This is a genomic window from Novimethylophilus kurashikiensis (genome assembly GCF_003112435.1).
In the GTDB taxonomy this organism is placed as follows: domain Bacteria; phylum Pseudomonadota; class Gammaproteobacteria; order Burkholderiales; family Methylophilaceae; genus Novimethylophilus; species Novimethylophilus kurashikiensis.
Genome location: NZ_BDOQ01000003.1, coordinates 365,718 through 384,589, shown reverse-complemented (window position 1 = coordinate 384,589; position 18,872 = coordinate 365,718). Strand labels below are relative to the sequence as shown.

General features: G+C 54.3%; 17 protein-coding genes and 1 tRNA gene. 14 read left to right on the top strand and 4 right to left on the bottom strand.

The genetic code is table 11. From position 1 onward, the window contains the following. Positions 1 to 22 precede the first annotated feature (22 nt). Complete coding sequence (uvrA, locus tag NMK_RS05360; RefSeq protein WP_109014723.1) at positions 23 to 2,836, top strand: excinuclease ABC subunit UvrA; 2,814 nt, start codon at positions 23 to 25, stop codon at positions 2,834 to 2,836. A 15-nt stretch (positions 2,837 to 2,851) separates the two neighbouring features. Here uvrA and mtgA read toward each other — a convergent pair whose 3' ends face one another. The 3 genes from mtgA to NMK_RS05345 are packed head-to-tail and all read right to left on the bottom strand — an operon-like array spanning position 2,852 to position 4,789. Further along, positions 2,852 to 3,544 (bottom strand): monofunctional biosynthetic peptidoglycan transglycosylase, encoded by a 693-nt coding sequence (gene mtgA, locus NMK_RS05355; RefSeq protein ID WP_109014722.1) that lies wholly within the window; start codon positions 3,542 to 3,544, stop codon positions 2,852 to 2,854. After that, complete coding sequence (gene aroE / locus NMK_RS05350; RefSeq protein WP_109014721.1) at positions 3,541 to 4,341, bottom strand: shikimate dehydrogenase; 801 nt, start codon at positions 4,339 to 4,341, stop codon at positions 3,541 to 3,543. The genes mtgA and aroE overlap by 4 nt, the downstream gene beginning before the upstream one ends. Beyond that, entirely contained in the window at positions 4,334 to 4,789 is a 456-nt protein-coding gene (locus NMK_RS05345; protein WP_109014720.1) for a rhodanese-like domain-containing protein, read from the bottom strand. Before NMK_RS05345 ends, aroE begins: the two co-directional genes overlap by 8 nt. Before the next feature lie 249 nt (positions 4,790 to 5,038). On the opposite strand from NMK_RS05345, the gene glnA reads away from it, so the two are divergent. The 4 genes from glnA (at position 5,039) to ntrC (ending at position 9,601) form a co-directional block, all read left to right on the top strand. After that, complete coding sequence (glnA, locus tag NMK_RS05340) at positions 5,039 to 6,448, top strand: type I glutamate--ammonia ligase (protein WP_109014719.1); 1,410 nt, start codon at positions 5,039 to 5,041, stop codon at positions 6,446 to 6,448. A 109-nt stretch (positions 6,449 to 6,557) separates the two neighbouring features. Further along, positions 6,558 to 7,058, top strand: a complete 501-nt coding sequence (locus tag NMK_RS05335; RefSeq protein ID WP_109014718.1) for a DUF4124 domain-containing protein — start codon at positions 6,558 to 6,560, stop codon at positions 7,056 to 7,058. A 57-nt stretch (positions 7,059 to 7,115) separates the two neighbouring features. Next, positions 7,116 to 8,213, top strand: coding sequence for a nitrogen regulation protein NR(II) (glnL, locus tag NMK_RS05330; protein WP_109014717.1), 1,098 nt, complete (start codon positions 7,116 to 7,118; stop codon positions 8,211 to 8,213). After that, positions 8,210 to 9,601 carry a nitrogen regulation protein NR(I) gene (gene ntrC / locus NMK_RS05325; RefSeq protein WP_109014716.1) on the top strand — a complete coding sequence of 464 codons (1,392 nt, stop codon included), beginning with the start codon at positions 8,210 to 8,212 and terminating at the stop codon, positions 9,599 to 9,601. Before glnL ends, ntrC begins: the two co-directional genes overlap by 4 nt. On the opposite strand, the gene cysC is transcribed toward ntrC, so the two are convergent. Next, the gene (cysC, locus tag NMK_RS05320) at positions 9,598 to 10,203 is read right to left on the bottom strand and encodes an adenylyl-sulfate kinase (RefSeq protein ID WP_109014715.1); all 606 of its coding nucleotides are present in this window, start codon (positions 10,201 to 10,203) and stop codon (positions 9,598 to 9,600) included. The genes ntrC and cysC overlap by 4 nt on opposite strands. 70 nt (positions 10,204 to 10,273) lie before the next feature. On the opposite strand from cysC, the gene nudB reads away from it, so the two are divergent. The 9 genes from nudB to NMK_RS05275 all read left to right on the top strand — a co-directional run bounded on the left by nudB (position 10,274) and on the right by NMK_RS05275 (position 18,848). Next, positions 10,274 to 10,723 (top strand): dihydroneopterin triphosphate diphosphatase, encoded by a 450-nt coding sequence (nudB, locus tag NMK_RS05315; RefSeq protein WP_109014714.1) that lies wholly within the window; start codon positions 10,274 to 10,276, stop codon positions 10,721 to 10,723. A 28-nt stretch (positions 10,724 to 10,751) separates the two neighbouring features. Continuing rightward, the gene (gene nadA, locus NMK_RS05310) at positions 10,752 to 11,849 is read left to right on the top strand and encodes a quinolinate synthase NadA (protein ID WP_109014713.1); all 1,098 of its coding nucleotides are present in this window, start codon (positions 10,752 to 10,754) and stop codon (positions 11,847 to 11,849) included. Between the two features lie 6 nt (positions 11,850 to 11,855). Continuing rightward, on the top strand, positions 11,856 to 12,596 hold the full coding sequence (locus NMK_RS05305) for an endonuclease/exonuclease/phosphatase family protein (protein WP_109014712.1): 741 nt from the start codon (positions 11,856 to 11,858) through the stop codon (positions 12,594 to 12,596). Next, complete coding sequence (gene clsB, locus NMK_RS05300; protein WP_109014711.1) at positions 12,593 to 13,744, top strand: cardiolipin synthase ClsB; 1,152 nt, start codon at positions 12,593 to 12,595, stop codon at positions 13,742 to 13,744. The genes NMK_RS05305 and clsB overlap by 4 nt, the downstream gene beginning before the upstream one ends. A 52-nt stretch (positions 13,745 to 13,796) precedes the next feature. Continuing rightward, positions 13,797 to 13,872: transfer RNA gene (locus tag NMK_RS05295), tRNA-Thr, on the top strand. 174 nt (positions 13,873 to 14,046) lie between these two features. Beyond that, positions 14,047 to 15,273 (top strand): tyrosine-type recombinase/integrase, encoded by a 1,227-nt coding sequence (locus NMK_RS05290; protein WP_109014710.1) that lies wholly within the window; start codon positions 14,047 to 14,049, stop codon positions 15,271 to 15,273. 124 nt (positions 15,274 to 15,397) lie between these two features. After that, positions 15,398 to 16,783 carry a deoxyguanosinetriphosphate triphosphohydrolase family protein gene (locus NMK_RS05285; protein WP_109014709.1) on the top strand — a complete coding sequence of 462 codons (1,386 nt, stop codon included), beginning with the start codon at positions 15,398 to 15,400 and terminating at the stop codon, positions 16,781 to 16,783. After that, positions 16,756 to 17,649 (top strand): nucleotidyltransferase domain-containing protein, encoded by an 894-nt coding sequence (locus NMK_RS05280; protein WP_109014708.1) that lies wholly within the window; start codon positions 16,756 to 16,758, stop codon positions 17,647 to 17,649. Before NMK_RS05285 ends, NMK_RS05280 begins: the two co-directional genes overlap by 28 nt. 230 nt (positions 17,650 to 17,879) lie before the next feature. Beyond that, complete coding sequence (locus NMK_RS05275; RefSeq protein ID WP_181376174.1) at positions 17,880 to 18,848, top strand: DNA adenine methylase; 969 nt, start codon at positions 17,880 to 17,882, stop codon at positions 18,846 to 18,848. Positions 18,849 to 18,872 lie beyond the last annotated feature (24 nt).

Sequence of the window (18,872 nt, the reverse complement as noted above, 5' to 3'; positions counted from 1 at the left end):
GCCTAACACTCGTCAGGAACCCATGGACAGCATTCGCATTCGAGGTGCGCGTACGCACAACCTCAAGAATATTTCCCTCGACCTGCCTCGCAACAAGATGATCGTGATTACCGGCCTGTCGGGCTCGGGTAAGTCTTCACTTGCGTTCGATACCTTGTATGCAGAGGGGCAGCGCCGGTATGTGGAATCGCTGTCAGCCTATGCGCGCCAATTTTTGGACCGGATGGAGAAGCCCGATGTCGACCTGATCGAGGGCTTGAGCCCGGCGATTTCCATCGAGCAAAAGTCCACCTCGCACAACCCTCGCTCCACCGTCGGCACCGTGACCGAAATCCACGATTACCTGCGACTGTTGTTCGCCCGTGCCGGCGATCCGGAGTGTCCGGAACACGGGATCAAACTCGAAGCCCAGACGGTCTCGCAAATGGTGGATGCCGTGATGGCGCTGCCGGAAGAAACCAAGCTCATGGTGCTGGCGCCGGTGGTGGCCAACCGCAAGGGCGAGCAACTGGAGTTGTTCGACGATTTGCGTGCCCAGGGTTTTGTCCGAGTGCGGGTAGACGGCAAGATTTACGAACTGGACGAGGTGCCCAAGCTCGCCAAGACGCAAAAACATGACGTCGACGTGGTGGTGGATCGTCTCAAGATTCGCGCCGACATCAAGCAGCGTCTGGCGGAATCGTTCGAAACCGCGTTGCGCCTGGCTGACGGGCGGGCGATTGCGATGGAAATGGATACTGGCCGCGAGCAATTGTTCTCTGCCAAGTTCGCCTGCCCGGTGTGTAATTTCGCCTTGCAGGAGCTGGAGCCCCGTCTCTTCTCCTTCAACAACCCCATGGGCGCCTGCCCCAAGTGCGATGGCCTGGGTGCAGTCAGTTTCTTCGATCCCAAGCGCGTGGTGGCCTTCCCGCACATGTCGCTGGCATCGGGGGCGGTGAAGGGCTGGGACAAGCGCAACCAGTTCTATTTCCAGATGCTGCAAAGCCTGGCGTCGTTCTACGATTTCGATATCGACGCGCCGTTCGAAAAGTTGTCGGAAAACGTGCAGGACATCCTGCTCAACGGCAGCGGCAAGGAAACCATTCCCTTCATATACCTCAACGAGCGGGGTGTCGCGAGCACGCGCAGCCATGCGTTCGAGGGCATCCTGCACAACCTCGAGCGCCGCTATCGCGAAACGGATTCCGTGTTGGTGCGTGAGGAGCTGGCGAAATATCTCAATTCCAAGCCCTGCCCCGAGTGCGATGGCACGCGGCTGCGCAAGGAGGCTCGCCACGTGAAAGTGGGCGGCAAGACGCTGCACGAGGTGTGCGAGTGGCCGTTGAAGCAGGCGCTGGTGTTTTTCGACCAGTTGCAACTGAGCGGACAGAAACTTGCGATTGCAGACAAGATCGTCAAGGAGACGGTAAGCCGCTTGTCCTTTCTCACCAATGTGGGGCTGGATTACCTGTCGCTGTCGCGATCGGCGGAAACGCTATCCGGCGGCGAGGCGCAGCGCATCCGGCTTGCGAGCCAGATCGGCTCGGGTCTGACGGGCGTAATGTACGTGCTGGACGAACCTTCCATCGGCCTGCACCAACGCGACAATGACCGACTGCTCGAAACCATGCATCGCCTGCGCGACATCGGCAACAGCGTGATTGTGGTCGAGCACGACCAGGATGCCATCATGGCAGCGGATTATGTGGTGGATATTGGTCCTGGCGCCGGCGAGCACGGGGGGCAGATCATCTCGCAGGGTACGCCCAAGGAGGTCATGTCCGATGAGAAATCCCTGACCGGCCAGTATCTTTCCGGCCGAAAGAAAATCGAGGTGCCGCGTGAGCGTCATGCACCTGATGACAAGCGTTGGCTCAAGCTGGAGAACGCCACCGGCAACAACCTCAAGAATGTCACGCTCGATCTGCCCGTAGGCTTGTTTGTCTGCGTGACGGGTGTCTCCGGTTCAGGCAAGTCCACGCTCATCAACGACACGCTTTATCGCGTGGTGGCGCGGCATTTGTACGGCTCCAGCACCGAGCCCGCGGCTTATGAGGAAATCAGCGGCCTGGAGTTTTTCGACAAGGTGGTGGACGTGGATCAGAGTCCGATCGGCCGTACCCCGCGTTCGAATCCAGCCACCTATACGGGGCTCTTCACGCCGATCCGTGAGCTGTTCGCCGAAGTGCCGGAATCCCGTGCCCGCGGTTACGGTCCGGGACGCTACTCCTTCAACGTCAAGGGCGGCCGCTGCGAGGCCTGTCAGGGCGATGGCGTGATCCGCGTGGAAATGCACTTTTTGCCCGATATCTACGTGCCGTGCGATATCTGCAAGGGACATCGCTACAACCGCGAAACGCTGGAAATCCAGTACAAGGGCAAGAACATCCACGATGTGCTGCAAATGACTGTGGAGCAAGCGCATCAGTTCTTCAACGCGGTTCCAGTGGTAGCGCGCAAGCTGCAAACCTTGCTGGACGTGGGCTTGGGTTATATCACGCTGGGGCAGTCGGCGACGACGTTATCCGGCGGCGAGGCGCAACGCGTCAAGCTGGCGCTGGAACTCTCCAAGCGCGATACCGGCCGCACCATGTATATCCTGGACGAACCGACCACGGGCTTGCATTTTGCGGATATCCAATTGCTGCTGGACGTGCTGCATCGCCTGCGCGATCACGGCAATACCATCGTGGTGATCGAGCATAACCTCGACGTGATCAAGACGGCGGACTGGATCATCGATCTCGGCCCCGAAGGCGGCAGCGGCGGAGGCCAAATCATTGCTCAGGGCACACCTGAAACAGTGGCAGCCACACCTGCGAGCTATACCGGAAAATACCTCAAGCCGATGCTTTGATCGGGCGCGTGCCGGTCAGGGCAGCTCTGCCGCCGGCATACGAGCGAGGATGATGCCGGTCTTGCGACCCAGGCCCACGGCGTTGCGGTGCGCGTCGTAATACCGTGGATTGGGCACCATGGCCGCCAGCTTTGCAGCTTGTGCTGCGGAAAGGCCGGCGGCTGAGGTGTGGAAGTAGTGGCGCGACGCTGCTTCTGCACCGAATACGCCGTTGCCCCATTCGATGCTGTTGAGGTAAATCTCGAGGATGCGGCGCTTGGTCATGAGCTTTTCCAGCATCAGCGTGATCATTGCCTCTTCCAGCTTGCGCCAGGGTGTTCGGCGTCCCGACAGAAACAAGTTCTTGGCAAGCTGTTGGCTGATGGTCGAGCCGCCCGCGACAATCTTCCCCTTCTTGAGATTCTTTTCGTAGGCTTTTTGGATGCCGTCCCAGTCGAAGCCTTCGTGGTCGACGAACTTGGCATCTTCGGCAGCAATCACGGCGCGCTTGAGGTTGTTCGATATCTTGTTGTACGGCACCCAGCGGTGCTTGATCTCCGCATCCGGGTTTTTCGCCTGCAGGATTTGCTCCTGCTCTTCCATGAAAGCGCTGGAGTCGGGGTTGTGATCCACCCACCACCATACGTGCAGGAAAATCCAGAGCTGGTAGAGCACAAGCAAGATCAGCAGCGCGAGCAGGCCGCGCCAGAGAAAGCGCTTAAAGGTCATGCGGCGCGGAATTGGGCGATGACGGGCGCGGTTTGGGGGCGGACGCCGCGCCAGATGAAGAAGGCCTCTGCCGCCTGCTCTACCAGCATGCCCAGCCCGTCGGCCACAGTAGTGCCATGTTCGCGGGCAAAACGCATGAAGGGTGTTTCGCGGCCGTACATCATGTCGTAGGCCAACGCGCCGTCGGAAAAAACGGTGTCGGGCAGCGGCGGCAGTTGGTCGGAAAGTCCGCTGGACGTCGCGTTGATGACGAGATCGAATTGTCTGCCCTGCAAATCGGCATAGCCGCCGGTTTTGATGCCGTTAAAGAAATCGCGCAAGAGATGCGCTTTTTCCTCAGTGCGATTGACCACCATCAGCGCGGCCGGCTTGGCCTCAAGTAGTGGCTGAATTACGCCGCGTGCCGCGCCTCCGGCACCCATGAGTAAGATACGTTTTCCGGCGGGTTCGAAGTGCAGATTGTCGCGAATGTCCCGCACCAAGCCTGCACCATCGGTATTGTCACCGAGAATTTCGTCGCCTTTGAAGGTCAGCGTGTTGACGGCCTCCGCCTTGGCCGCGCGTTCTGAAAGTTGGGTGGCAAGGCGAAACGCCTCTTCCTTGAACGGCACGGTCACGTTTGCGCCGCGACCGCCCTCTACCGCAAAGGTGATTGCGGCTTGAGTGAAGCCGTCCAGCGCTGCCAGCCTGGCTTCATAAACGATGTCCTGCCCCGTCTGCCGGGCAAAGGCGGCATGGATGAGGGGGGACTTGCTGTGGCCGATGGGATTGCCGAAAACTGCGTAACGATCAGGCATTGAACCAGGGCAGGTGAGCCGCCCGCCAACCGTTGATTTCGCCGCGATGACGGGTCTGCGCGTTGGCCTCGCCTTCGAAGCCTTCCAGCATGTTATAGACCTCGGCGAAACCGGCTGCCGCGGCTGCCTTGGCTGCCTTGTCGGAACGTGCGCCCGTGCGGCACATGAAGATCACTACGCCTTCAGGGTCCACCTGCTGCTTGAGCTGGGCAATAAAGTCGGGGTTGGGTTTCCACTCCGGGTAGAACGCCCATTGAATATGGGTGGTCTCGGGAACGCGGCCGACCAGGTCGAGTTCAGCCTGGCTGCGCACGTCGACGAGTTTTGCGGTCGGGGCTTTTTTCAGCACTTCCCAGGCTTCGGTCGGAGTGAGTGCGCCGGTATAGCCCAAGCCGTTTTCGGTAGCGCGCTGTTTGGCGCGGCCTAAAATTGCGTTCAAGGATTCCATGATCGGTCTTCCCGGTGGTCCAAATGGCGCGAGTATAAGGCTTTTTTCATGAAGGGAATACGATGCCAACCTAAATGCACCTTGTTGGTGCTCTGCCTCGTCGATTTGCCCATAATTGGTGCGGCGCTTTTTGTTTCGCTTCCCTATCTGTTTGTGGGAGAATGGAAACTTTACAAAAATTGAGTGGCACGAATTGTGCTGCTCAACCGGGTCGCTTTAATCTTTAACTCGCGTTTTGAGGAGAAATAAATGGCAGTCGCCGACGTAATGAAGCTGGTCAAGGATAACGAAATCCGCTTCGTCGATTTTCGTTTTACCGACACCCGCGGCAAAGAACAGCACGTTTCCGTGCCGGTTTCCGCTTTCAATGAAGAGAAGTTCACTGAAGGTCACGCCTTCGATGGTTCTTCCATCGCCGGCTGGAAGGGTATCCAAGCTTCCGACATGCTGCTGATGCCGGATCCGGATACCGCTTACATTGACCCGTTCTTCGACGAGCCCACGCTGGTGTTGACCTGCGACGTCGTCGATCCGACCGACGGCCTGGGTTACGACCGCGACCCCCGTTCCATCGCCAAGCGCGCTGAAGCTTACCTGAAGGCTTCCGGCCTGGGCGACACCGCTTACTTCGGTCCTGAGCCCGAATTCTTCATTTTCGACTCCGTGCAGTGGAACATCGACATGTCCGGCTGCAGCGTCAAGATCAACTCCGAAGAAGCTGCATGGGCTTCCGGCGAGAAGTTCGAAGGCGGCAACATCGGCCACCGTCCGACGGTCAAGGGCGGCTACTTCCCGGTTCCTCCGGTCGATAGCCTGCACGACATCCGTTCCGCGATGGTCATGGCGCTGGAAGAAGTAGGCATTCCCGTTGAAGTGCATCACCATGAAGTGGCAACTGCCGGTCAGTGCGAAATCGGTACCCTGTTCAACACGCTGACCAAGCGTGCAGACTGGACGCAAACCCTTAAGTACATCGTGCACAACGTTGCACACCAGTACGGCAAGACCGCGACCTTCATGCCTAAGCCCATCGTTGGCGACAACGGTTCCGGTATGCACGTTCACCAGTCCATCTGGAAGGACGGCAAGAACCTGTTCGCTGGTAACGGCTACGCTGGTTTGTCCGAATTTGCCCTGTTCTACATCGGCGGTGTCATCAAGCACGTGAAGGCGCTGAACGCCATCACCAACCCGGGTACCAACTCCTACAAGCGTCTGGTTCCGCACTACGAAGCACCGGTCAAGGTGGCTTACTCCGCCAAGAACCGTTCCGCTTCCATCCGCGTGCCGCACGTGCAGTCCGACAAGGCTCGCCGTATCGAAACCCGCTTCCCGGATCCGATCGCGAACCCGTACTTGGCATTCTCCGCTTTGATGATGGCTGGTCTGGACGGCGTTCAGAACAAGATTCATCCTGGCGATGCCGCAGACAAGAACCTGTACGATCTGCCGCCGGAAGAAGATGCAAAGATCCCAACCGTGTGCGCAAGCCTGGACGAAGCTTTGGCTGCCCTGGACAAGGATCGCGAGTTCCTGACCCGTGGCGGTGTGTTCTCCAACGAATGGATCGATGCTTACATCGAACTGAAGATGCAAGAAGTCAACAACATCCGTATGACCACGCACCCGATCGAGTTCCAGATGTACTACAGCGTTTAATCGACGTTGTGAATTAAAAAAGGCGGGGAAACCCGCCTTTTTTATTGCCTGTCATCGGATACTGAGCACATGCGTTGTTCGAGGTGATTTTCTCTACTACACTAGCACCATGAAAATATTACCTTTTTTCCTGAGTTTGGCTTTTGCGATGCCGGTATGGGCAGACACATGCAAGTATCAGGATGCCGACGGCCACATCATCTACAGCAATATTCCCATGAAGGGCGTTAAAAAACTGAGCTGTTTCGGCTCTGATGGCAGCAGTTCCGGCGGAGCCGCGCCGCGGGCCAGCCAGCCCACACCTTCCAACTTCCCCAAGGTGGATGCGGGCACTCAAAAGCAGCGCGATGACACGCGCCGCAAGATATTGCAGGACGAATTGGCGAGCGAGCAGGTGGCGCTCGAGCAAGCCAAGAAGGCTTACGCCGAGGGTGAGTCCGATCCGGAAACTTTCAAGACCACCATCGTCGGCAAGGATGGTAAGTCCCAGACCGTGACGCGACGCAATGTAGCGGCGTTCGATGAGAAAATGAAAAAACTCCAGGACGACGTCGATCTGCACCAAAAAAATATAGAAATGTTGCAGAAAGAATTGTCCGGTCTGCGCTAAAGCTGGTCTTTCGATGCGAATGCGAAAAAATGGCCCGGCTCTTGCTAGAGGGTTGGGATGCTGAGCCAATTACCTACATCTTTCGCCGGTCTTGAACATCTAGCCACTGCCGTATTCCTCCTCGATGGCGAGCGACGCGTGATCTACGCCAACCCCGCCGCCGAGGTCATGTTCGCCGTCAGCCACCACCACGTGTTCATGATGCCGCTCGACCAGGTGTTCGTCGGCGCGGAAATGCTGTGCGGAGCGGTCGGCAGCGCGTTGGTAAGTAATAGTCCCTTCCGCGAGCACGAGCTGACGCTAAACACCTATCGTGGCGCGACCTTGGCAGCGACTTGCACAGTCACTCCTGTCGATCTGCCGCCGGTGCGCGTCGTGGTCGAATTCCAGCAAATGGACCAGCAACTGCGCATCGCCCGCGAGGAGCGCATGCTGATCCAGCAGCAGGCCAATGCCGAGCTACTACGCAATCTTGCTCATGAGATCCGCAATCCTTTGGGCGGTCTTCGTGGCGCCGCACAGTTGCTGGAGCACGAGCTGGCGCAGCCGACCTTGCGCGAATACACCCAGGTCATCATCAAGGAAGCTGACCGTCTGCAATCGCTGATGGATCGATTGATGGCGCCGCATCGTGTGCCCAAGTACGAGCTCACCAATATTCACGAGGTCTTAGAGCGCGTGCGCAGCCTGTTGCTGGCAGAATCGCCGGGGGGTATTACCATTCGCCGCGACTACGACACCAGCTTGCCCGACCTCGTCGGCGATCGCGAAAAGTTGATCCAAGCGGTGCTCAACATTGCCCGTAACGCCGTGCAGGCCATGCACGGACAGGGGATGATTACGTTGAGAACGCGCGCCGAGCGGCAAGTCACCCTGGCAAAGAAGCGTTATCGCGTCGCGATCAAACTACAGATCGTCGACAACGGTCCGGGTATCCCCGAAGACATCCGCGAGCGTATTTTCTATCCGCTGGTGTCGGGCCGCGAAGGCGGAACCGGACTGGGGCTGACGCTCGCGCAGAATTTCATCACCCAGCATCACGGCATGATCGAGTGCGAGAGCGAGCCCGGCCGCACCTGTTTTACCATTCTGCTGCCCATCGAATACACGGCCACACGCGCCAATCACCAAGCCAGGAACCAGGACACACTATGAAACCCATCTGGATTATCGACGACGACCGCTCCATACGCTGGGTGTTCGAAAAGGCCTTGGGCCGTACCGATATGCCGTTCAAGACATTCTCATCCGTGCCTGAGGCGATGACCGAGTTGGAAAGCTCGAAGCCGCAGGTCGTCGTGAGCGATATCCGTATGCCCGGTGGTTCCGGCCTCGATTTCCTGCAGGAAATCAAGAAGCGCTTGCCCGAAGTGCCCGTCATCATCATGACGGCGTATTCCGACCTGGAAAGCGCCGTTGCGGCTTTCCAGGGCGGGGCGTTCGAATATCTGGCCAAGCCCTTCGATGTGGATCAGGCCGTTGAGATCATCCGCCGTGCCGTGGAAGAAAGCGAACGCGAGAGTGCCAGCGTGCAGGTCGTGGAGGAAACGCCGGAAATCATCGGACAGGCGCCTGCCATGCAGGAGGTTTTCCGCGCCATCGGCCGCTTGTCGCGCTCGCATGCGACGGTCCTGATCAACGGCGAGTCGGGCACCGGCAAGGAACTGGTTGCACGCGCCTTGCACCGCCATAGCCCGCGTGCAGACAAGCCTTTCATCGCCATCAACACGGCGGCGATTCCCAAGGATTTGTTGGAGTCCGAATTGTTCGGCCACGAGCGCGGTGCCTTTACCGGTGCCCAGGGTGCGCGACGCGGTCGCTTCGAGCAGGCCGACAGCGGCACGTTGTTCCTGGACGAAATTGGCGATATGCCTTCGGATTTGCAGACGCGTCTGCTGCGGGTGCTGTGCGATGGCCAGTTCTACCGCGTGGGCGGCCATCAGCCGGTCAAGGTCAACGTGCGGATTATCGCTGCCACGCACCAGGACCTCGAAGACCGCGTGCGGCAAGGCTTGTTCCGCGAGGACTTGTTCCACCGCCTCAACGTGATCCGCCTGCGACTCCCGCCGTTGCGCGAGCGCCGTGAAGATATCCCCTTGCTCACGCGGCACTTCCTGCAGCAAAGCGCCCAGCAATTGGGTGTGGAGCCCAAACATCCCTCGCCGGCTGCTCTGCGCTTTCTGTCCTCGCTCAACTGGGGCGGCAATGTCCGCCAACTGGAAAACGTCTGCCATTGGCTCACGGTCATGGCACCCGGGCAGAACGTGGACGTGGCGGATTTGCCGCCGGAGCTGCGCCAGGACAGCGAAACGCATCCCGCAGCTTCGACGGACTGGCTGAGCGCCTTGGAAGGTCAGGTAGGCAGTATGCTGGATCGAGGCGAGCCGGAAATCCTCGATACGCTGACGCGCCAGTTCGAGCGCGTCATCATCACCAAGGCGCTTTCCCATACCGGCGGGCGCCGCATTGAAGCGGCCACTATGCTTGGCATGGGGCGCAATACCTTGACCCGCAAAGTGCAGGAGTTGGGGATCGAGGATTAAGGAATGATCTTGCGCTGGCGCAATAGCGCCAGCACTTGGTCGACGCAGGCGTCGAGAGTTTGAAGGTTTGTATTGATCGTCAGCTCAGGCGCTTCCGGTGCTTCATAAGGCGATGAAATTCCGGTGAACTCCTTGATTAGCCCCTGCCGGGCTTTAGCATACAAGCCTTTCACATCACGCCCCTCGCATACGTCTAGTGGGCACTGGCAGTAGATTTCGAGAAAATTTCCTTCTCCGGCTAAGACGCGGACACGGTCACGATCGGAACGAAACGGCGAGATGAACGCCGTGAGGGCGATGACACCAGCCTCGATAAACAACTTGGCCATTTCGCCGATGCGCCGGATGTTTTCCGTGCGATCCTCAGCCGAGAATCCCAGGTCTGCGCACAAGCCATGACGAACATTGTCGCCGTCGAAAACAAAAGTCTTGCAACCGAGATCGAAAAGCCTTTTTTCGACGGCATGGGCAACCGTGGATTTACCCGCGCCGGACAGACCGGTAAACCACAGTATCACGCTCCCGTGTCCGTTTTGACGGTTGCGGTCGCTGCGGCTGACCTGAGCTTCATGCCAGCGGATGTTTTTATCGTTGGAGTTCAAAATAGATCAATCAATTACATAAACCGAGTATGGTGGTAATTGTATCAGGCTCTGGTAAAGTATCGCCCCGATGCCCTACAAGACGCCTGTTTCCGTTCTCGTCCTGATTCATACCCCGGATTTGCAAGTACTGCTGCTGGAGCGGGCCGATAAGCCCGGTTTTTGGCAATCCGTCACGGGGAGTCTCGAGGATGGCGAATTGCCGATAGATGCGGCGGTGCGCGAGGTCGCGGAAGAAACCGGGCTCGACGCCGAACACTACGGTCTTGAAGATTGGCAGACGCAACACATATACGAGATCTATCCGCACTGGCGCTATCGGTATGCGCCGAGCGTGACGCACAATACCGAGCACCAGTTCGGGCTGGAACTGCCGGCCCCGCTGCCGGTCACATTAGCACCGGACGAGCACTTGCGGTATGAATGGGTGGATTGGCGGGAAGCCGCCGTCCGTGTTTTTTCATGGACCAATGTCGAGGCTTTGCGGTTGCTGGGCGAACGGCATGGCCAACACTTATAAGTAATCCGGTTGAGTACCAAGGCAGACTATGCAATCAGCTCCCATCAAATTCGAACGCTTCCAGTCCGAGAACGACGATGCTTGCCAGGAACGCATCCTGTCGGCCATCGACAAGCTCGGCGACCGGCTGGTGATCTTAGGCCATCATTACCAGCACGAGGGCGTTTACCGCCATGCCGATTTCACGGGCGATTCGCTTAAGCTTTCGCGCTACGCGGCTGGGTCGGATGCTGAATATATCGTCTTCCTCGGCGTGCATTTCATGGCGGAAGTGGCGGATATCCTGTCCCGTCCCGATCAGGTCGCCATTCTCCCGGACATGGCCGCCGGCTGTTCCATGGCCGACATGGCCAATCTCGCCAAGGTCGAGCGCTGCCGCCGCGAACTGTCCGAACACTACGATTTCGATCAGACCTTTACCCCGGTTACCTACATTAACTCCGCAGCTGATCTCAAGGCATTTTGCGGAGAGCATGGCGGCATCGTGTGCACTTCCAGCAATGCGACCAAGATTGCCGAATGGGCATTCAACCAGCGCGAAAAAATCCTGTTCTTCCCCGACCAGCACCTGGGCCGCTGGACCGGCTACAAGATGGGTATTCCGCTCGACGAGATGATGGTGTGGGATCCGGATCTGCCGCTGGGCGGCTTGACCAAGGAAGAGATCGACAAAGCCAAAATCCTGCTGTGGAAGGGCCATTGCTCGGTCCACCAGATGTTCCAGCCGCAGCACATCGCCAAGTTCCGCGAGCAATATCCGGAAGGCAAGGTCATCGCGCACCCCGAATGTACGTTCGAGGTTTGCCGCCAGTCCGATTACGTCGGCTCGACAGAATTCATCCTTAAGACCGTGTCCGAGTCTGCACCCGGTACGCGCTGGTTGGTAGGCACCGAACTCAACCTGGTCAATCGCCTGGCCGAGCGGATGAAGCCGGAAGGCAAGGTGGTGCAGTTCATGTCGCCGCTAGTGTGCGAGTGCTCGACCATGGCTCGCATCGATCCACAGCATCTGGCCTGGACGCTGGAAAATCTCGCCTCCGGCAATGTTGTCAACCGTATCCACGTCGCTCCCGATGAGGCAGAACTGGCGAAGCTGACACTGGATAGGATGCTAGCCGTTTCATAATTCGAGATGTCGAACACGCTGCGCATCGCAACGTTCAACATCCACAAGGGCATGACCAGTTTCAATGCCCGCATGGTCTTGCACGAGCAGCGCGAGATGATTCGCAAGCTGCAAGCCGATATCGTGTTTTTGCAGGAAGTCCAGGGTGAGCATGCGCGGCACGAACCCTTGTTCCGCGGGCTTCAGCACGAATTCCTGGCCGACAGCATCTGGTCTAGTCATGCCTACGGCAAGAACGCCGTTTATCCTGCCGGCCACCACGGCAACGCGCTGCTTTCAAAATATCCAATTTCCAAATGGGAAAACGAGGATATTTCCGCCCACGCTACAGAGAAACGCGGCATGTTGCACTGCGAGATGGCCGTGCCCGGCTGGGATCAGCCACTGCATTGCGTATGCACACATCTCGGTCTGTTTGGCCGTTGGCGCGAGCAGCAGATCCTGGCGCTACGCGAACGCATCGAAACCCTGGTGCCGCCCCATGCGCCGCTCATCATTGCCGGCGATTTCAACGACTGGCGCATGCATGCCAGTCGGATCCTTTGCGAAAAGCTCCAACTCAAGGAAGTCTTCGAAAACCAGCGCGGAAAGCCTGCGCGTAGCTTTCCATCGGTATTCCCCATGCTGCGGCTCGACCGTATCTACATTCGCGGGTTTCATGTTCAACAGGCGCAAGTCTATGGTGGCACCGCCTACGCCAAAATCTCCGATCATGCTGCCTTGTCTGCCGTGCTGACGAGGCTATGACCGATTTTCTCCCGCATAACCAGATCACCCTGCTACGCAATGGCACCGAGTATTTTCCGGCATTGGAGCGCGCCATCGAGCAAGCCAGCTTCGAAATTCACCTACAAACCTACATTTTCGAAGACGACATCATCGGTCGCCGTATCGGCGGCGCCTTGATGCATGCCGCCCAGCGCGGTGTCCATGTGTGCTTGCTGGTAGATGGTTTTGGGTGCAATCGGCTGCCTCGCAAGTTCATTGCAGAACTGCAAGACTCCGGCGTCGAAGTATTGATCTATCGCCCCAAGATTTCGCCCTGGACCCTCAAGCGCAACCGCCTGCGTCGCTTGCATCGAAAAGTGGCGGTCATGGACGGCAAGGTTGCCTTCGTGGGGGGCATCAACATCATCGACGACATGAATACGCCGGGCCATACGCCACCGCGAGTGGATTACGCAGTTCAGGTAGAAGGTCCGCTGCTACCGAGTATCGAGGCTAGCGTCAGACGCTTATGGCGTCGTATAGCCTGGGCCAGGCTCCGTAGTGTTCGACCGCATCGTACCCTGGCAGCGCCTCACCAGGTTGGTAACATGTGGGCGGCATACGTCATGCGCGACAATGCCTTGCACCGCCATGACATCGAACAAGCCTATCTCGCGGCGATCGAGTCTGCCCAGCACGAAATTGTCATCGCAAACGCCTATTTTCTTCCCGGTATGGATTTTCGCCGCGCTTTGATCAGCGCTTCCAGACGCGGCGTCAGGGTCGTCCTGCTACTGCAAGGCCGCGTGGAATACTGGTTGTTACACCACGCAACTCGTGCCCTCTATCGCAGTTTTCTCGCCGCGGGCATCGAAATCCACGAGTACCAAAAGAGCTTTATGCACTCCAAGGTGGCCGTCATCGACAACCGTTGGGCGACGGTGGGTTCGTCCAATATCGACCCGATGAGCCTGTGGCTCGCCCGCGAAGCCAACATCGTGGTGGACGATGAAGGCTTCGCCCGGCAATTGCGTGCTGACCTCGAATTCTCCATCCAGAGCGGCGCACGCTTGTTGCGTCTAGATGATTGGAACCATATCGGCTGGATAAGGCGCGGCACGACATGGATGACCTACAACTTCATCCGCTTCGTGATGGGCCTGGTTGGATTTCCCGATAAGGCTTGATAGAAAAACCAAAATTGCACATGTAGCCGAGACAATCTATAATCGCGCCTTCGCCGCTGTAGCTCAGTCGGTAGAGCAGCGCATTCGTAATGCGAAGGTCACCAGTTCGATTCCGGTCAGCGGCACCAGTTTTAAGTCTAAAGCAGTCCAAAATAATCCAGAAAACCCAATAAAACCGTGAATTTAAGCGGTTTTATTGTCTGGGTTAGTCCAATCTGATCCGTAGACATCCAAGAAAAATCCGTATATAAAACCGTATACATTCGTTTGTATACAAAATTTGTATACGTTTTGGAGGCGATATGGCTACGGAATTGTTGACAGACAAGTCAATTAGCAACGCCAAGAGCACCGAAAAGCCGTGGACTCTGAAGGACGGCGGCGGGCTTTTTGTGCTCATTCATCCAAACGGAAGCAAATATTTCCAGGTACGAACCACCTTGCACGGCAAAGAAAAGCTGGTGCGCCTGGGTAGCTATCCCGATATGAGCCTGGCAGAGGCACGAGATGCGGCTAAAGCGGCGCGTAAGCTCGTCGCTGATGGCGTAGATCCAATCCAGCATAAGCGCAAGGTTGCCGAATCAAAGGCACTAGAAGCGGAAACAACTTTCAAGGCGGTCGCCCAGGAATGGATCGAGATCAAAGGCAGCGGAATCTCCGAGTCCTATCGCAGTAAGATCACAGCAACTTTCGCAGCTAACGTCTATCCCCGAATCGGAACCCTTTCGGTTTCTGACATCACTTCCCCTTTACTGCTATCTACGCTGCGTGTCATGGAATCACGCGGCGCATTGGAGTTGATGGGTAAATGCCGAGCATGGTTGTGCCAGGTATTCGACTATGCCAAAGCCACAGGAAAGCTCAAAGGCGATAATCCGGCCTCATGCCTGGTGGGTGTGCTCAAGAAACCAGAGAGCGAAGGCTATCCAACTTTTCTCAATCGAAATGATGCCGGGGAGTTCCTGCGGCGCTTGACCGACTATCAAGGGCGACACGAGACCATCTTAGCGATCTGGTTACTCATGCTCACTGCTAAGCGACCAAGCGAGCTACGCGCAGCCCAATGGGATGAGTTCAATTTGGATAAAGCAGAATGGACGATTCCAAAAGAGCGCATGAAAACGCGTCAGGCGCACATAGTCACGCTATCAAGGCAGGCTATCGCGGCCCTGGAAGATTTGGAGCGATTAACAGGCCATAGCAAATGGCTGTTCCCTGGTAGCGATCCAACCAAGCCAATATCAGAAATGACGCTGACCAAAGCATTCAGAATGCTCTGGCCCGAGTATCGAGTTGTTCCTCATGGTTGCCGTCATTTCTTCAGCACGATGGCGAACGAGCATGGGCAATTCCGGCACGATGTGATCGAGGCGGCTTTGGCTCATAAAGACCGAGATGCGATCCGAGCTACTTACAACCGGGCCACGTACATCGAAGAACGCCACAAGCTGGCGCAATGGTGGGCCGATGAACTGGAAACGATGCGGGAAGGGGGAAGAGTGCTACCTCTTCGAGCGAGATCTCCATAATGGACCTATCGTTAATAACTGTATTCGGCTTGAGCGAGAATGCTCTCAAATTTGGTTATTAATATTTATTGACGATGTTCTGAAGTTCTTTAATGATTTTGTACGATTCGAACGAGGGGGAAAAATGCTTGAGTGGAAAAAATTGTTGAATCAATCAAGGCGTAAGGATCTGCATGGATCAGCTGAGTCCATAGGAACAGGTGCAAGCAGGACAGAGTTTGAGAGAGATTTTGACCGTATTCTATTTGCTACCCCAACGCGAAGATTGGCTGACAAAACGCAAGTTTTTCCGATGGAAGAGCACGATTCTGTAAGGAACAGACTTACACACTCCCATGAAGTTAGTAATCTAGCTAGAAGTATTGGTGTGCGTTTGGCTTTTGAACATGCAGAAAAGGTTTTTGGTTCGGCGCATGAAGAGCTTCAAGTAAAAAGAAATGTCCCTGCGTTATTGGCTGCGGTAGGTTTGGCACATGATTTAGGTAACCCACCATTTGGACATCAGGGTGAGGTTGCAATGCAACAATGGTTTCGTAGTGACAAAGCATGCCCTCATGCTGACATTGACTTTCGTGAGTTCGATGGTAACGCTCAGACGTTTAGGCTTTTAACGCGCCTACAAATATTAAATGATCAATTTGGTCTTAATTTGACTGTTGGGACGCTTGCCGCGCTTATTAAGTATCCGAGTGTGTATGGATCTAAAAATAAAGGCGGATTCAAAAAGTTTGGTATTTTCAATGGTGAAGAAGAAATAGTCCAAGAAGTATGGCAGCACACTGGCCTTGCAGAAGGAATTAGGCATCCCTTGGCTTACGTGATGGAGGCTTGTGACGATATTGCTTATTCAATAATCGATGCCGAAGACACCGTGAAGAAAGGTTATGCATCATTTTACGACCTTATGGATTTTCTCGAATCTCATGATGGGAGCGACGACGTAATAAGAGACGTTATCAAAGTGTCTAGGGATCAGAACGGTAAATTTAAAAAAAATGACTTAAGCTCCCGAGAGTTAAACGACATTTCGATGCAAATGTTCAGGGTTAAGGCAATATCCGCAATGGTTGAGTCGGCAACAAATGTGTTTGTAGCCCATGTTGAAAGTATGATGAATGGAACGATAGAGCTTGGTTTTGAATTAATTAAAAATTCACCTTGTGCTCAGTTATGTAAAGCGGTGAAAGATTTTGATTTTCGCCACGGTTTTCAACATAAGGATGTATTACTGCTTGAGCTAAAGGGAAATAACTACATTAAAAACATGATGGACATGGTTTGGGATGCCATTTCTGCTGACGGATCTTCTGAAAAGCCTTTTGAAAGATTCATCTTTGGAGAAATTTCCGAAAATTATCGAAGAATTTATGATGCCTCCGACAAAACCCTTTACAACAAATGCCAACTTTTATGTGACACGATTTCTGGGATGACCGAAAGTTACTTAGTAAAAAAGCATGACCTATTTGTCTCTCTCAAAAAATGCAATACGCTAAACCTCATCCAGTAAGATCGTTTGAGAATCTGCGAGACAGAGTAGATCGCCTTATACGGCCTTCCAAGAAGAGCTCGAGTAAGCCATCACAGTTATTACTAGATTTTCCTTTTGAGTTAAAGCCTAAGAAAAATATTATTTACCCAAGCAAAAGCATATGGGAATTCTTAAATTTCATTTGCGATGCCGTCCCTGATGGGGAGGTCTATTTGTTTGGAGGGGTGTTGCGGGATATGGCACTTCTTGGGAAAAGAGGATTTGGCTCCGATATCGATGTTGTTGTAGAGGGGGCTTGGGATAATTGTGTCAATTATTTGGAATCTAATGGAGCCAAAAGAAATAAGTTTGGTGGTTTTCGCCTTGAGATAGATGGTTGGCCGGTAGATATATGGAATGCAGAAGAAACATGGGCAATAAAACAAGGCTTAGTAGAGTATAAAAGTATAGCCTCTCTGACTGAAACTACAGTACTCAATTGGGACGCAATACTAATGAACTGGAGAACAAGATCATTTATTTGTCGTGATAAATATCTTGAAGAGCTAAGATCCAGAGTATTAGATGTCGTACTGGAGAAAAACCCAGATCCGCTAGGAATGGTTGTTAGAGTGTTTAGGCATTTTTGCTTGAAAGACGCCAGAAAAATCAGTGCGAACGCTCTCGTATATTTGGCTAACAGCACAGCCATATACAGTTTTGAGACGATTAAGAACAGAGAGATCCAGAGCTATGGGAATACGATGATTGCTCCCCCAGTTTATAAATTCTTTGCCTACTTGAAAGAAAAAGAATATATGGACTTACAAAGTAGATACAGCGTTGTAAGCAACATACTAAAAAAAGAATTAGATTTGTCCTCGCCCTTTTCATTTAATACATAGCAACCTATTCCATCTGATAGGTAGAACCTTCAAAACCAATCCCTTAAAATAAAACTGGATAACTTGGGTATTGAAACAAACGATTCATCTTGCTAAGGGCCTAATATGTGCACATTCCCATATGATGTATGGTGTATTGATTGAGGATTAAACATTCGCGGTGACTAGGCCACAATGATGTCCATGTGCATAGTTGTACTTACAATTTAAAAATAACAACAGGAATTATCTTGTCGACAAACACACGGAGTCTTCTGCGCTATCCGGGAAGTAAAGCGCGCTTTGTCGACTTCATTAGTCGTGCCATTCGCCTGAATGGTTTGAGCGGCTATGTTTTTGCAGAGCCATTTTGTGGTGGAGCTAGTGCGTCTATTGCTCTCTTGGAATCTGGTTGCGCTGATTACGTTGCACTTAATGATGCTGATCCGCTAGTTGCTCATCTCTGGGATACCGTTTTCTCGGAAACCCATGCTGAGTGGCTTGCGGAGCAAGTCATGACGATACCTCTTACCATTGATGAATGGCGCAGACAAAAAGCTCTTGAGCCCATAAGCCCGAGAGAGTCCGCTCTGAAGTGTCTATACCTCAATCGCACATCATTTAACGGCATCATCCACCAATCTGGGCCATTAGGCGGATGGGGCCAAACCAAAAGAACCGTTGGTGTCAGATTTAATCGTGAAAGACTAGCCACCAGGATTCGCGAATTAAGCAAATTAGGCGATAGAGTCTTAAGCGTTTCCAATAATAATTGGGAGACTTTTTGCGATCGACTACTAGCAAATAATAAATGTTTTTTCTACCTGGATCCGCCTTACTATCACAAAGCAGAACAGCTCTACGGATACTATTTTGATAAGGAGGGACATGCTCGTTTACGCGACTACTTGATCGCTTCAAAAGCAAAATGGATGCTTTCCTATGATGATGCACCTGAAGTCCGCTCTTTGTATCAGAGGTATTCTTTAAAGGCTCGAATCATTGATAGTACCTACTCTACCCATCCCATGGGCGGTGCTTCGCATGTCGGAAGAGAGGTGCTTTATTCTAATCTTCCTAGGCTACCTGCTCCGGATAAAGGGGTAATAGTTCATAGCGGCTTAACAGTCAGGGACTCCACGTTTGTAAAGCCAGATAAGGTTAAATTAACCCGCATTCCAGTCAATAGTACTAATGGCGATGACGTAGCTATCGCCTGATAAAAAATACCCATAAAAGGACGA